Source organism: Planomonospora sp. ID91781 (assembly GCF_015711595.1).
GTDB lineage: Bacteria > Actinomycetota > Actinomycetes > Streptosporangiales > Streptosporangiaceae > Planomonospora > Planomonospora parontospora.
Window position 1 is genome coordinate 20,500 of record NZ_JABTEY010000006.1, and the last position, 14,476, is coordinate 34,975.

Genomic DNA, 14,476 nt, shown 5'->3' on the forward strand with positions numbered 1-14,476 from the left:
CGCCGGCCCTACTGCGCCGATACCTGGTGCAGCCCGCAGACGGCGGCCATGAGCCGCATGGACGACACACCGTTCACGTGCCCGGTCTCGCAGGAACCCGCCGGTTAACCTGCAGAAACACGATCACGTGACGGTCTGCACCCACGTCACCGCACGGGTGAGACCAGGCCATCGATCATCACCAGGGGGACCACGATGAGGCGCTCGACTCCGATGCTGGGCCGCTCGCTGCTGGCGGCAGCACTGACCGGAAGCATGCTCCTGAACGGCGGCGCCGCCGACGCGGCGGCAACCACGGCAATCGTCACCACGGCCGAGTCCGCCGCAGCCGCGAGGAGCAAGTTCGGGCCGTTCGGCTATCGCGGTATCAAGCTCGGGATGAGCGCCAAGAAGGCACGGGCGACGGGAAAGATCAGGCGTGTGAGCCGCCAGGGCCCATGCACGACCTGGAGGTTCCGGACGCCCCCGAACGCACCGGGCGGGAGAGCGGACGTGGTCATCTCCAAGAGACTCCGTGTCGTGGGCTACATCGACGCCCCCCGCAGTGCCAGGACCCCGCGGGGGATCGGGATCGGCTCCACCAAGCGGCAGGTGAAGCGGGCCTATCCGAAGGCACGTATGAGCGGGAGCGGACTCTTCTACGCCCCCCTGCCCCGCAACCCGAAGGGCTACTACGGCTTCATCCTGTCCGGCGGCAGGACCGGCAAGGTCGAGCAGATGATCATGGCCCTCGACCGCCAGGACTGCGCCAACTGAGAGAGGGCCCCAGGATCGGCGAGTTCCCGATCAGACCGTCCGAGAGCACGCAGGGCCTATCATCGGCATCGCTCATGTACGTGATAACAGACTATTATCACGTACATGAACGATCATGGCGGCGCGGCGACCAGGCGATCCGCCCAGTCGGCCGGTGCGCGACTCGGGCACGTTATCCGGTACATCAGTCCCGGGCGGCCGACGTGAGCGCGGCCGCCGGACAGACGGTCACCGCGCTGCGCGGCGAGCGCGTCGACCTGGCCGCGGCGGCCGAGCAGTTCCTGTCGAGCACCCGCCTGGCCAACCCCCACACCTACCGCGCCTACGCCTCGGCCATCGACCGCACCGTCGCCCTCCTCGGCCCGGACCGGCTGCTGCCCGAGGTCGCCGACGACGAGATCGGCGCGGCGCTCACCCACCTGTGGGATCGATGCGCGCCAGCCACCTGGAACCGCAACCGCGCCGCCGTCGCCTCCTGGCTGACCTGGTGCCGAACCAAGAAACGCTGGGCTGCGCCGTGCGTGCCCGATGACGTCGAACGGCGCCGCGAGACCTCGGATGAGACCAAGGCGGTGGCCAAGACGACGATCCACCGGCTGCTGAGCCGCCGCGACGTGCCGCTGCGGGAAAAGACGCTGTGGCGGATGCTGTACGAGACCGCCGCCCGCGCCGGCGAGATCCTCGCCCTCAACGTCGAGGACCTGGACCTGGAAGGCCGCCGTGCCCCCGTCCGATCCAAGGGCGGCGCGACTGAATGGGTGTATTGGGAGTCCGGCACCGCCCACCTATTGCCCCGCCTGCTCCGGCTCCCCGACGGCAGCACGCGAACGCACGGGCCGCTGTTCCTGTCGATGCGCCGCCCCGTCCCCGCCCGCCGACCGGCGGCCGCAGACATCTGCCCGCACACCGGCCGCGCCCGTCTCGGCTACGACCGCGCTCGCGTCCAACTCGAGAAATACGCCGGGCTCGACCTGCACCAACTGCGCCACAGCGCCGCCACCCATCTCGGCGAGGCCGAAGTGCCCTTGCAGCTCATCATGGCCAAAACCCGCCACAAGAACCCACGCACCGCCATGCGCTACGTCCAACCCGGCGCTGAAGCCGTCTCCAAGATCACTGAGGTTCTGGCACCGCGTGGCCGTACCCACTGACTTGCGCTTCCCTAAGGGAATGGATCATCGCCTGCCTCAGGCAGTACTGCCCCATGAGAGCAACAGGCCGACGGATTACCGTTCAGCCCTGCTCAGCATCTCCTCGCCCGGGGTCACGTCCAGCAGTGCGGAGATGAACCTCTCTAGAGACGTTTTGCGAGGATACCCAGAAAGCCGTATCTCCATTACCTGACACAGGCCATAAAAGTGTGAGTTACGGAGTACTTGTCCATGCTTTCCTGCGGCCTCTACCTTGAAGCCAGGTTCTCCCGTCCTACTTCGACCGGGCCTAGGCCGGCCGAACGAGCCGGACTCAAGAAGGGAGGACCCTGTGCGATCACGTCGCCGAGGTAGGCGCACAGAGTTGGGATCGGCGGAAGAACCACTGTGGCTCACAGTGACCGCTCGCTTGGTGGCGGAAGCCATCCGAGCCGCCTGTGAGTGGCTGGCGCAGTGAAGGCTCTAGGAGACGCTCCGGCAAGAGCATGACCTAGAGCCTGTACAAAGAGGGCCTCCACGTCTGATCCCTGGAAGGTGGACGTGGGGGCTCTTTCGTGTTCTCTGCTTCGATCATTTCAGATGATTCCTGCTGAGGACACTCAGTGCAATTCCCGGAGGGATTACGAAGAGGAAGCCGAAGACGAGACAGTCATCACCTAATGGGAAGGTTGGAGTGACGGCCGTCTTCCCTGTCCCCAGACGCGAACTCTCGCCTACGGGTGTGCGGAGCGTCAGGCCTGATGGCCGTCGCTTCCAGCAGCCAGAGCGCTCGGCGCCCTTGAAGCCTGCCGAGCTCCGGATCACAGGGAGGATCGCCCAGCCGAGCAAGCCTACGAAGAGACACAAAGGACAAAGATGACGATACCTCCGGACTCTTGCGGATGCGGGGACCCAAGAGGCGACTCCTCTCCCACATAGAGCCCCGTGGAAATGCTGGCCAAGGCAGCTACACTGTGCATGCAAGAGGCCCCGGTCCGACCTGGAAGAAGAACCGGGGCCCCGCGTGGAACTGCGGGCCTGGGAAGGTGAATGCCTACCTGGGCCCGCCGCCGTTCACCCACCAGTCGACGGCGATCAAGAAGGCTCGGATCGCGAGCGGTCCCCAATCACTGAAGCCAGGCATCTTACGGCGACGTCGTCGGGGGGCAGCCATAGGAGCTCTCTCCTCTCGTAGGCCCCGTTTTTCGGAGGATCAATCGGGGGGCCTGGTCCGGTCGATCCCTGCAGGATGATCGACCGATAATCAGCTGCCGCTCGAGCGGTACGCAGTACTGGAACGTCTAGAGTCCGCAGTCTCGCCGCCCATTGGTTGATGTGGGGCACACATAGACGCGGAGTATCTGATGGCGGCCCACGGATAGACCTTCCCTGCGGATATGAGTGAGGGGGTCTTCCGCTTGCTGCGATCTCCGGGCACAGCCCGGCGGGGCAGACCCAGTTGCTCGACAAGCCCTTGATAGAAGTCGGTTCAGGCCGACAGTGGCTCAAACGCAGGCGGGCCATCATCCGGCGCATGAGATTCGCCGTCCCAGAGTCTCGCCGATCAGCCGGCCTCCACCAGGCGTCACCATTCCACCCATAAGGCCGATTTGTCGGCTTTTCGCCAATTTCCCCATGGTTGACCTCCCGTCTCCGGGTGATCCGAGGGAGCCTCCGCAGGGTAGAGGGAGGTCGAAAGCGATCTGCTCCATGGGGGCCGCCGAACTTCTCCGTAGATGTCCTAATCGAAGGGGAGCATAGTTCTCTGGAGAGGTCAAGGAATGCGTGATTTGTCCTGGTCGAATGCCTCTTTGTGGAGGTGGTCTTAATGGCGCAAGGTACCTGTACCATCTGGTGGTGACAGGTTCTCCGGAGATGACCGATCATGGTTAGCGAGGGTGACGCCATGCCGACTGGTACTAGCCCAGCGGGAAGCAGGGGCTTGCCGCTCTATCGGCGGATCGCAAATGATCTTCGCCGAGCGGTAAACGACAAGGTGATCAAGCCAGGGGAGGCCCTTGACGGGGAGAACGTACTGCAGGAAAAATATAAATGCAGCAAATTCACTGCCCGTAGAGCAATCCGGGTTCTGATAGATGAAGGACTCGTAGAACCCCGCAGAGGCTCCGGAACCTATGTTCGCAACTTTCCGCTCGTCGTAAGACATGGCCAAGAGCGTCTACAGGAAGACGCACAAGGAAATATGTCTATATTCGATCACGACGCAATGGGGAGAGAACACGAGGTCGGATGGATCAGTGGCTCTATAGATATCCCGCCAAAGGATGTGGAAAAATTCTTTGGCGAAAACGTTCAAGCCGTTATCCGTAAGCGCTTGTATCGTGTTGATGGCCGAAATGTCCACTTGGCCATAACATATCTTCCCGCATACCTGTTTCCAGAACCTAAACTCCTTGAACAGGAGAGAGTGCCGGGTGGAAGTGTCTGGTCTATGCTGTCTCACCTAGGTCACAATCCAGTAAAGAAATTCGAGTTCTCCAGCTCCCGGATGCCAACTCAAGAGGAAGCTGCAGCACTGGGCCTCCCTCAGGGAACTCCTGTTTCGGTGCTCCGTCGGTTCACATTCGCTGCCGATGAAGTATTAATTGACTTGACAGACAGTCTTTATGACGCTACACGTTGGATTTTCGCTTACGATGTAAGCAAATCAGCTATCCCAATGCCTGAAAAGCTGAGGGAGCTTTGCGACAATGGCCCCCGTGGAAGTCTCCTGCCAGAAAAATTCTTTGAGCGCACATAATGAGATCAGCCAGTTTTGGATTTTCCGAGTTCAAGACAGGGCGGCGATTCTGCCGTAGATGATTTCAGGAAATTTCGATAGGTCGTGGACGCGGTATTCTTAACCCGAAAGACGATCAGATCATCCCCAGTAGGCCAGCGATCTAGCGTCTTCAGCTGTACGCTTTGCCTGCTCCAGCGGCCATACTGCCGTCTGGCTCCAGCTGAACGTCGTGGCGTCAGCGGCCGGATTCTGGACCGAACGAGGAGAGGAGCACGGCCTCGGGCTTAGCCTCTCACCCCATACACCTGCGCCGGATGGGTCCACTGGACCCAGTGGACCCATCCGGCGCAGGTAATTTGTTCAGCCTCGCACACGACGCTCATGTCAGAAGACGTCAGTGACCTTAGCTCGGAGCTTGGAGCTGGAGGAAGGCGTGCTGATGGTCTCTTCTGAGGCAAACGACATCTCATCGCCGGTTATTGTGAACGAGTTGATGTGCGAGTCATCACCGCCAATAACCTCGTAGGTGACGGTGTATTCCTGGTCCGCAGAGAGCAGCAAACCGTTGTAGGACGGCTTGATCCGGTAGGTGATATGGCAACCTGCTGACCCGAAACACTCCTTCTTCATTACGCGGATATCGACCTTGAAGTCCGAGGATTGGGGAGTGTACTGCGGCTCTTCCGGTGTTTCTTCCTCTGCGACCACCCCCTCGGTTCCTGGGACAGCCTCCCAAGAAGGGGAAGAGGACACAGCTGGGGCAGCGGCCGGGGCCTGTTCCACTGAGTTGGCCGGTGCGGCACCGCACGCGGCGATTCCAGCCAGGGGGAGCAGGGCGAGGGCGGCCGCGAATCTGATGCGCATGGCGCTCTCCACATCGTGAGTCGGACCTCGCGGTCCGAGCGATTGCATAGGTTCCATGCACTACTTCGGATGTGAAGGGCGGTAGTTGACGTTATTCGCCTCTCCACGAACGTGTTGCTTCCCACGATCTGGTGCTCATCAGAGGCTTGTCGGGCCGTCGCACAGTACAGCTGTTGTCGTACCGCTCGTGCTCGCGCCGGGTGAACGCGGTGGCGTCGGCGAGCCACGCGCGGGCGGCGGCCGGATCCCGACAAGCATCGAGCGAGGCGAGGAGCGCGGCCTCGGGCTCGACCGCCCATCCCGGCCCGCCCCGCGCACCCACAGCGGACGGCTCTGCCGCAGGTGACTGCTCGGTGCGGCGTCGGCGGGCGGCTTCCATCGCGGCGCGGGCCTCGGCGAAGGCCTTGCGGCCGGCCTGGGTCTGCTCCCAGCGTTCGGCCGCGGCCTCGGCGCGGGTGGCCATCGCGGCGGCGTAGGCGCGGCCGTCCTCATCGGCCCGCACCTGCACCCGGGCGCGGCGGCGCGCCGCGGCGAGCTGGCGGCCGATGCGCCAGCGCACCACCCCGGCCAGATCGGCCGCTGAGGCGCTCTGCTCGGTCAGCAGCTCGATCACCTCGCCCTCGGGCAGGTAGCGCAGCAGCAGCGCCACCAGGGGCGCCAGCTCGGCCATCTGCGCGGGCGTCAGGCCACGGTGGGGCCCTCGTTGCTGGATCCAGAACGGCGCACACGCCTTTACGATGTAAAGGCCCTGGCTTCGTTCTTGATCGTTGATACCCCCATGAGGGTTCCGGGGGATGCCTGACAGGCTCCCCCGGACATGATCACGAGGGGAGGGGGGAGAGCCCTCTCGCGTATAAGGAGACGTGTGAAGTCGTCCACAGCCGAGCTGCGTGCGGATCGCCGGGCGGGTGGCTGAGCCGTAGCGGACGGTCTCGCAGTCGGCCAGGAGCGCATCGGCGCGGGCTCGGGTGATCTTCCCGGTCGCCTGGGCGCTGGCGGGGTCGATCTCGTCCCGTACGGCCTTGCCGAGCGAGCGAGGAAGCTCCGGCGGAAGATCGGGCGGCACAGCCAGGACGTAGCGGGCGGCCCGGCCCGGGGCGGCGGCCGCGGTCTGACGCACGTAGCCGGCCTCGCGCAGCCGCCGGAAGTCGGCCCAGGCGGTGCGGACGCTGACCGCGTGCACGACGGCGTAGGAGCGCATGACGGCCTGTAGGTCAGCCAGACGGCCGCGCTCATCGGCCCGGTGGGTCAGGTGGCGGGCCATGCGCCAGGCGCAGTCGTCGGCCAGCTCACCGCGGTGGCGCTGCAGGGCGGCAAGCCGGAACCAGGTACGGCGAGGCATCCCCGGAAACTGCTCGGGGCCCTCGTAGTAGGCCGTGCGCGGCCGCCGACGGGCAGCGGTCTCGGCCGGGGGGATGGCGTCGGTCAGCCCATGCCCCGGCGTGTCGGATCGAGGGCATAGTGGGCTAACCGTCTGGCGGGCTGCTATGGTCTCTCCAGACGTGAATAAAGGCAGACACGCCAAAGCCGGTCAGCTCACACCAGGCGGCCAAACCTCGGAGCTGAACGTCGGAAGCGTGTCGTGTGAAGTTGTCTCGCTGGAAGCGCCCCCTCTGGGGGCGTTTTCTTTTTGCCTTGCCGGCTCCTGCTGATCGTCAAATCTGGGTAGTCAGTCCCGCATCCTCCCACGATCACGCCACGCGCGGGGACACTCACGCCCCAACGGTCTCGGGCGTGTCGGAATCTTGACGCCACCTGCTGGAGGGCTCGTCGGTTTCGTCCCGCTGTGGGGATGAACGTGGTCACTCGCGCGCCAGGAAAAGCCCACCGCGCCGCGACTCTTCTGCCGGGGATGGACCGCCTACCGTCCCAGGGCATGGGTGAGCGTACGACCCGGGTCCGCCGGCACACGCGGACCCTTCGCAGCGGGCGGACGGTCACCGTTCGCGCGCACCTCCGCAGGCTTCCGCCCGGTGCCGCAGCAGCCGGCGCCGGTGGCCTGGGACTGCTGGTCCTGGCCATCGGCGCGTTCGCGGTCCTCGGCGGCCTGTTCGCCGACGATCCGGTGCCCGCGCCGGTCTCCACCGTTCCGGCGCAGGTGAACCACGCGCCGGCTCCGGAACCGTCGGTTGAGCCGCCACCTCCGGAGCCGGTGACCGAGCCCCCGCCTCCCGAGCCGACCTGAGGCGCGGCCCGCCCTGCTCCTGGGTGCTCGATCGCCATCGGGGGTCGTTCAGCGGCCGGTGCCCAGCAGGGAGCGGCAGTACGGCCGCTGGAACGGCTCGTAGTGCGCGCACGGGTCCGGCTGGTACATCCATCGCGGCCCGGGGCCCGGGGCCGGCCGGGACGGAGATCGGCGCTCGCGCTCCCGGCGGATCGTGGACCGAGCCGTGCCGCGGCTCTCGGCGCGCGGCGCGGCCGCGCTTCTCCGCGGCGTGGCTCTGGCCGAGCTGCTCCTGCTTCCCGCCTTGACGGTGCCGGCTGCGGGTCGCATCGGCCGGTCGGCCTTGGCCGGTGAGCGGACACTGATCCGCGGTGGCGCCGCGGGAGATCGGTCGCGCTGGTCGCCGCGGTGGTGCTCGCCGGACTTCGCCGTATGGCGGTCGGACTCACTTCGCCGAGCGGGCGGTTTCGGGCTCGGCGTAGGGCTCGCGGAGCGGGACGTCGATTGCACGTTCTCTTCTGGCATGCGGGGTGGCGGGAGCATCTCCCGGGCGGCCTCGGCGACGTTTCCCGGGCCGGTGGCCGGCGGGTCGGGGTCGTTCCAGGTGGACGACCACACGCCGAGGGCGGCCACGACGGCGAACCCGCCGATCAGTGCGGGCAGGGCCAACCGGTCGCGGTTGAGCTGCACCCAGGCCCATGCGGCCGCGGGCCCGCGCTCGGGCTCGGGTGCGGGCTGCTGCGTGATGAACCCGGAGAGATCAAGGGGCACCCATTCCCCGGACGTGTACGGGTCCGCAGGGCCGCCGACCTTCGGCCCCGGGACCGCGGTGAACGCGGTGATGGCCGGTTGTGGAGCGGTCGGCGGCCCGTCATCCAGGTCGTAGGGATCGTTCACCTCAAGGTGAGGGGCGGGGCTGTACGGCATGCGGCCGCGTCGTTCTGTGGTGGTGGAGTCGTCCTGCATGTCACCTCCCGTGATCTAGCCTCCCGGAAATCACTGAGTGTAAACAATCTGTCACGGAAAGGCTTTGAGTGATCGACGGCCTCGCCGAGCCGGGCCTGCTCGTCGTCCTGGTGCTCGCCCTCGACCGTGTCGAGCCGGTCGACGGCCCCGCCTGTGGCCACATCCGGACAAAGAGGGGGGTGACCCTCGGGAACTGTCGGGGTCCGTTCATACGGTGAAAAGCGTTCCCCTCGTGCTCGTCTCCGTCCCCTCCGGAGGTCGTCCGATGGCCGTGTCCCGTCCTGGAACGTCCGGCGCTGGCGGTTCAGCTCAGGCGCGCTACCGCGAGTTGTGGGCGGAGGGTCGTCGCCAGCGGTTGATCCTTCGGGCGGTCCTGGCCGTGGTCGCCGCCGTGGTGGTCGGCTGGGTGTGGGGCTGGCTGGCGGGCCTGGCCGCCGCGGTGCTCGTCGCCCTGGTCGATGCGGTGTATCGGTGGCGGACCCATGAGGCGGTGCGGACCTGGCGCAAGGGTGCGGCCGGCGAGCGCAAGACGGCACGGATGCTGCGCCCCCTGCGGCGGCGCGGATACACGGTGCTCCATGACCGGGCGCTCCCGAACTCCCGGGCGAATGTGGATCACTTGGTGATCGGGAAAAACGGGATCTTCGTTGTGGACACGAAGAACTGGAGCAAGGACAAGCGGATCACCCGGCGCGGCCGATCCATCCACATCGGCGGCACCTGGGGAGACAAGGCGGTACGCTCGGTCCTCTTCGAGACGCGGCGCGTCGCCGACGTGCTCGGCGCGGCGGTCGGCCGACCGGTGGAGGTCACGCCGGTCCTGGCGATCCACGGACCCAACGTGCCCCTGCTGCGGGTCATGCGGGTGGAGGGCGTGCCCTTGCTGCGGGCCTCTCAGGTACGGCACTGGATCGCCCGGGGCGGTGCTCGACTGTCGGCGGAGGAGGTTGCCCGACTGAGCGCGGCCGCCGAGCGTCTGTTCCCGCCGTACACCGGCTGAGCATCACCCGCTACGGCGCGACGCTTGCCTCCGGGGCGGCCGTGCCGTCCGCCATGAGCGGTCAGAAGGTGCGCGCCCGGTGGGCGGGCGGTGCGTCCGCGGCGCGGGGGTCTGGGGGCGGCGAAGCCCCCAGGGGCACCAGAGAGGCTGGATCTCGCCCTGTAGGCGGGATGATCAGTACATTCGCGTCTTCCCGGAGCTTGTTCATGCTGCTGGAGTGACCCATGCCCGACCTCGCTCAAGTTGAAGGCCGCCACCGGTGTCGATGACGGCCCTGGAAGTCGCGACGGGACCGGTAAGGGCCCACCACCTACTGCGTGGTGGACCCTTCGGGACGTTACTCGCGGTGCCGGAACCGGAAGATCGCGATCACACCGGCCATGAGGATGAAGCCGCAGATCACGATGATGCCGATCATGGTGAAGGCGCCCGGGGTGCTCGTGGCCGTGCCGATCGTCGCGATCGCGAGCCCGGCGAGCACGGCGGCCGCCACCATGATGAACAGGGCCACCGCGACCGGGGTCGGGCCCCACGAGGGACTTTCACCCTTGATCTTGACCGAGAAGAAGCGGCTGCCCTGGAACTCGAGGTCCCAGGTGGTGCGCTGGAGCTGGAGATCCGCCCTCTCGCTCGGCTCCTCCTTGCTGAGGTCGGTCTCCTCGATGTACGGGGAGCCGTTGCCGGCTTCCTCTTCGCCCCGCCCCTGACCGATGCTGCTCATGTTGCCTCCCGTGATCTTGCCTCCGCGGACAGCCTGAGCCCGAAGGCCGGGTTGCCCGCGGAGGCGCCGGACGTACCAGATATCCCGAGAGGGAGCGTAGCATACGGAATCAATACACAATCTGTATGGAGTCTGTACTTCAGTCAGTCACTGTTCTCATGACAGTCCAATGAAGACCGCCTAGCATCATCTTCTCAGTTGACTTCGATGCTAAGTACCCGCATACTACTTACACGGAGTGCACTGTCTCCAAGAGGACATCGTATGCACGAAGTCTGCACCAAGGGGGTGACGGCACCGTGAGGGAAGCGCCGAGCAGGCAACGCGGCCAGCTGCCGCCGCCCTGACCGGTCTGGTCGCCGCGCGACCATACGCCAGGCAGCTCGTTCAGAAGGGAAGGTTCGCATCATGCCGCGGAACGCGAGCGTCGACAGCAAACGGGACAGCGCAGCACCAGGGATCCGATCCTCAGGCCAGCGAACCAATGCGCCCTTGGAGCGGGTTACCGTCAACCTCACCGCTCGCTCATCCCAGGCGCTTGAGCAGGCTGTTCATCTCACTGGTGACAGCAAGACGGATGCAATCAACCGAGCCTTGCAGCTCTACGCCTTCGTCCAAGAGATCTTGACAGCCGATGGGGCGGTATATATCCGTTCGTCCAGAGATGGCGAGTTAGAGCGCCTTCGCCTCATTTGATCTATTAGGCTCTAAAAGTCTCCCGCGTTCGGCGTAGCATGTGCCGTCCGACGGGGGTTCAGGCCTGCCTGCCTGATGCTGGATGTGCCAGATGTCCCAACTGACAGCCCACTCAGCACAGATGCAAGGGCCTGATCAAAGCTTCTGGCTCCCGGGAGAGTTGGTCCCGGGAGCCAGAAGCGACCATGGCCAGATAGACCTGGCGAACAGCTGGAGCGCCTCTGCGGCCGGCTTCTCCGACAAGGCAAAAACCTGCGGGGATGCAGATCCCGGCGGTGGCGCTCACCGCACCAGTTCTCCTCGTCATCTGGGTTCACATTTGGCTACTAATACGCATGTGACCAATTACTCTACGTAGAAGGCAAGCCTGACGTTCGACACCGCATTCTGGTTTACCTGGGCGTTCAATAAGTAGATGATCTTTACTGATGGCTCTGCTTGGCTGGCTCTGATAGCCAGCACGGCATGCTGCATCTGTCCTCCGGCCCGTCTGGTTTCGCGGGCAGCAGCAGCTGGGGTGGCGCTGGATCTGATGTGGCGTTCCCCCCAGGACGTTGGCAGGCCGATTACATCGGCGAGAATCGCACCCTTGGGACGCGGACTGCGGGTGCGGATGTCGGTCAGGTCCGCATCGGTCAGCTTCGCGCCGGCCAGGTCCGTGCTGGCCAGGTACGCAAGCATCAGGTCCACGTCGGCCAGGTCCGTGCTGGCCAGGTACGCATTGGTCAGGTTCGCGCCGGTCAGGTCTGCATCGGTCAAGTCTGCGTCGGCCAGGTACGCGCCGATCAGCTTCACGCCGGCCAGGTACGCGCCGATCAGCTTCACGCCGGTCAAGGTCGCGCCGGTTAGGTCCGCGCGGGCCAGCTTTGCGCCGGTCAAGTCCGCATCGGTCAGGTCCACGTCGACCAGGTACGCGTCGGTCAGGTTCGCGCCGGTTAGATCTGCGCTGGTCAGGTTCGCGCTGGTCAGGTTCGCGCCGGTCAGGTGCGTGCGGGTCAGGTGCGTGCGGGTCAGGTCCGCGCCGGCCAGGTCCGCGCCGGCCAGGTCCGCGCCGGCCAGAAAGCGGCGGACATCGATCTTTAGCGAGGGGACCAGGTCCGGTATGTCTTCGGGTGGGTGCAGGCACGCGGCCTCGGGGAAGTAGCAGCCCGCGAGCTGGACCAGGGCCAGCCGCAGGGCCTTGGCGATCGGGCGCCAGATCAGCGGCCCGAGCGTGTAGTCCTGCATCCATGACGCATCGCGGACCATCGTTGCCAGCGAGGCGAGAAGGTCGGCGGGCAGGTCATCACCAGTTCCCGCATCGGCCTCCGGGCTGGCTGGTACGGGGGAAAGCCCAAGGCGGCGCACGAGCTCGAACTGCTGGGGCCAGGGCAAGCCGACGATGGTACGGACGAGGTTGATGGTCAGCGTACGGATCATGTCATCGTCATCGACCCGGCGGTGGTCGGGGTTTTCCGGTGCTGCACGGCGGCGCGCGGCCTTCATCGGGCCTCCTCCTGCTCCAGGCTCGCCGGAGCCGCGCCGCCGGCCACGCGCCGCGAGCGCAGCAGCACCCCGGCGAAGCGGGTCAGGCCGGCCAGCACCGCGGGCACCTGTTCGGACGGGCAGCGGTTCAGCGCGCGCAGCGCGACGGCCACCACGCCCATGATCAGTGCCACGGTCACCACCGTTCCGGCTCCGGCCAGGATCACCATCGTCTCGTCCGACATCCTTGTCCTCCAGTCTGTTGCGTCCGTGCATGAAAAAGGCCCCGGTGGTCCGAGCGGACCGACCGAGGCCGAAAACGACGAAAGCCCCGAGCGGCGAGGCCGTCGAGGCTTTTTGAATTCGGGCATGCTACTGCCCGGCGGGTCGATTATGGACTCAATCGTCCCGGGCCGTCAAGCCCGCGGAACCGCCGCTCGCCGGAAGGAGGCCGGGCCGCCGATCAGGTGTCCCGGCGATCCTGGATTGCGGTAAGGCCGGCTTAACGCACCTCAGGAACTCGGCATTCCGCCCATTCTTGAAGGCTTTCCGGCTCCGGTTGTTCGGTCTCATCCGAGCTGAGGCATGTCTCACTGATCATGAGGCATTCCCTCGGATGCCTCATGTACGTGAGACGGTCATCCCCTGACCAGGCTCGACCGACCGGGCTCCCCAAGCGAAACGAGGATCTGCCTCATGATCGATGAGACGGCTTCGACGGATGGTGTCTCATCCAATCTGAGGCACCGCAGGTCAGAGAGCCCTCATGCCTCAAGTTCAACGAGACAGGACACCGGTGATCGGCTACGAGTCCAGTTCTCCGGACGCCCCTACCTCCTGGCTACTTCCAGATTGCCCCGCACTGTCTTGGTGGTGGGGTGGTTTTTGCCGAGCACCCGCTCGCAGGAGGTGAGGGTCTGCTCGAACAGGGCGATGGCGCGATCCAGGTCCCCGGCAGCCCGGTAGGTGCTGGCGAGGTTGTTGCGGGAGGCCAGGGTGTCGGGGTGGTCGTCGCCGAGCACCCGCTGCCGGTCAGTGAGGGTCTGCTCCAGCAGAGGGACGGCGCGATCCAGGTCCCCGGCAGCCCGGTAGGTGCTGGCGAGGTTGTTGCGGGAGGTCAGGGTGGTGGGGTGGTCGTCGCCGAGCACCCGCTCGCAGGAGGTGAGGTTCTGCTCGAACAGGGCGATGGCGCGGTTCAGGTTCCCGGCCGTCTGGTAGGTGCTGGCGAGGTTGTTGCGGGAGTTCAGGGTGTCGGGGTGGTCGTCGCCGAGCACCCGCTGCCGGTCAGTGAGGGTCTGCTCCAGCAGAGGGACGGCGCGATCCAGGTCCCCAGCCGCCTGGTAGGCGCTGGCGAGGTTGTTGCGGGAGGTCAGGGTGTCGGGGTGGTCGTCGCCGAGCACCCGCTCGCAGGAGGTGAGGGTCTGCTCGAACAGGGCGATGGCGCGGTTCAGGTCCCCGGCAGCCCGGTAAGCGCTGGCGAGGTTGTTGCGGGAGTTCAGGGTGTCGGGGTGGTCGTCGCCGAGCACCCGCTGCCGGTCGGTGAGGGTCTGCTCGAACAGGGCGATGGCGCGGTTCAGGTCCCCGGCCGCCCGGTAAGCGCTGGCGAGGTTGTTGCGGGAGTTCAGGGTGTCGGGGTGGTCGTCGCCGAGCACCCGCTCGCAGGAGGTGAGGGTCTGCTCGAACAGGGCGATGGCGCGGTTCAGGTCCCCGGCAGCCCGGTAGGCGCTGGCGAGGTTGTTGCGGGAGTTCAGGGTGTCGGGGTGGTCGTCGCCGAGCACCCGCTGCCGGTCGGTGAGGGTCTGCTCGAACAGGGCGATGGCGCGGTTCAGGTCCCCGGCCGCCCGGTAAGCGCTGGCGAGGTTGTTGCGGGAGTTCAGGGTGTCGGGGTGGTCGTCGCCGAGCACCCGCTCGCAGGAGGTGAGGGTCTGCTCGAACAGGGCGATGGCGCGGTTCAGGTTCCCGGCAGCCCGGT

The 14,476-nt window shown here is 66.0% G+C and carries 12 protein-coding genes; 5 read left to right on the top strand and 7 right to left on the bottom strand.

The features are described from left to right. The first annotated feature begins 195 nt into the window (after positions 1-195). The 3 genes from HS048_RS36540 to HS048_RS36550 all read left to right on the top strand — a co-directional run bounded on the left by HS048_RS36540 (position 196) and on the right by HS048_RS36550 (position 4,647). Entirely contained in the window at positions 196-756 is a 561-nt protein-coding gene (locus tag HS048_RS36540; protein WP_196470392.1) for a hypothetical protein, read from the top strand. Between the two features lie 203 nt (positions 757-959). Further along, complete coding sequence (locus tag HS048_RS36545; protein ID WP_307832768.1) at positions 960-1,907, top strand: site-specific integrase; 948 nt, start codon at positions 960-962, stop codon at positions 1,905-1,907. 1,864 nt (positions 1,908-3,771) lie between these two features. Next, a complete protein-coding gene (locus HS048_RS36550; RefSeq protein ID WP_196470393.1) occupies positions 3,772-4,647 on the top strand; it encodes a GntR family transcriptional regulator in 876 nt (291 codons plus the stop codon). Between the two features lie 366 nt (positions 4,648-5,013). Here HS048_RS36550 and HS048_RS36555 read toward each other — a convergent pair whose 3' ends face one another. Both HS048_RS36555 and HS048_RS36560 read right to left on the bottom strand, forming a co-directional pair. After that, the gene (locus tag HS048_RS36555; RefSeq protein WP_196470394.1) at positions 5,014-5,493 is read right to left on the bottom strand and encodes a hypothetical protein; all 480 of its coding nucleotides are present in this window, start codon (positions 5,491-5,493) and stop codon (positions 5,014-5,016) included. Between the two features lie 91 nt (positions 5,494-5,584). Then, positions 5,585-6,835 (bottom strand): hypothetical protein, encoded by a 1,251-nt coding sequence (locus tag HS048_RS36560; RefSeq protein ID WP_196470395.1) that lies wholly within the window; start codon positions 6,833-6,835, stop codon positions 5,585-5,587. 534 nt (positions 6,836-7,369) lie between these two features. Here HS048_RS36560 and HS048_RS36565 point away from each other — a divergent pair. Further along, positions 7,370-7,678, top strand: a complete 309-nt coding sequence (locus HS048_RS36565; RefSeq protein ID WP_196470396.1) for a hypothetical protein — start codon at positions 7,370-7,372, stop codon at positions 7,676-7,678. A gap of 48 nt (positions 7,679-7,726) precedes the next feature. Here HS048_RS36565 and HS048_RS36570 read toward each other — a convergent pair whose 3' ends face one another. After that, positions 7,727-8,623, bottom strand: coding sequence for a hypothetical protein (locus HS048_RS36570; RefSeq protein ID WP_196470397.1), 897 nt, complete (start codon positions 8,621-8,623; stop codon positions 7,727-7,729). A 265-nt stretch (positions 8,624-8,888) separates the two neighbouring features. Between HS048_RS36570 and HS048_RS36575 the strand changes: the two genes are divergently transcribed. Further along, positions 8,889-9,623: a nuclease-related domain-containing protein gene (locus tag HS048_RS36575; RefSeq protein WP_196470398.1), complete on the top strand. Its 735-nt coding sequence runs from the start codon at positions 8,889-8,891 to the stop codon at positions 9,621-9,623. 337 nt (positions 9,624-9,960) lie between these two features. Here HS048_RS36575 and HS048_RS36580 read toward each other — a convergent pair whose 3' ends face one another. The 4 genes from HS048_RS36580 to HS048_RS36595 form a co-directional block, all read right to left on the bottom strand. Then, on the bottom strand, positions 9,961-10,344 hold the full coding sequence (locus tag HS048_RS36580) for a hypothetical protein (protein WP_196470399.1): 384 nt from the start codon (positions 10,342-10,344) through the stop codon (positions 9,961-9,963). 1,041 nt (positions 10,345-11,385) lie between these two features. Then, positions 11,386-12,525 (bottom strand): pentapeptide repeat-containing protein, encoded by a 1,140-nt coding sequence (locus HS048_RS36585; protein ID WP_196470400.1) that lies wholly within the window; start codon positions 12,523-12,525, stop codon positions 11,386-11,388. After that, complete coding sequence (locus tag HS048_RS36590) at positions 12,522-12,749, bottom strand: hypothetical protein (protein ID WP_191898529.1); 228 nt, start codon at positions 12,747-12,749, stop codon at positions 12,522-12,524. Before HS048_RS36590 ends, HS048_RS36585 begins: the two co-directional genes overlap by 4 nt. Before the next feature lie 585 nt (positions 12,750-13,334). Beyond that, positions 13,335-14,476, bottom strand: a 1,142-nt coding sequence (locus HS048_RS36595) for a tetratricopeptide repeat protein (RefSeq protein WP_196470401.1), incomplete at its 5' end; no start/stop codon positions are given.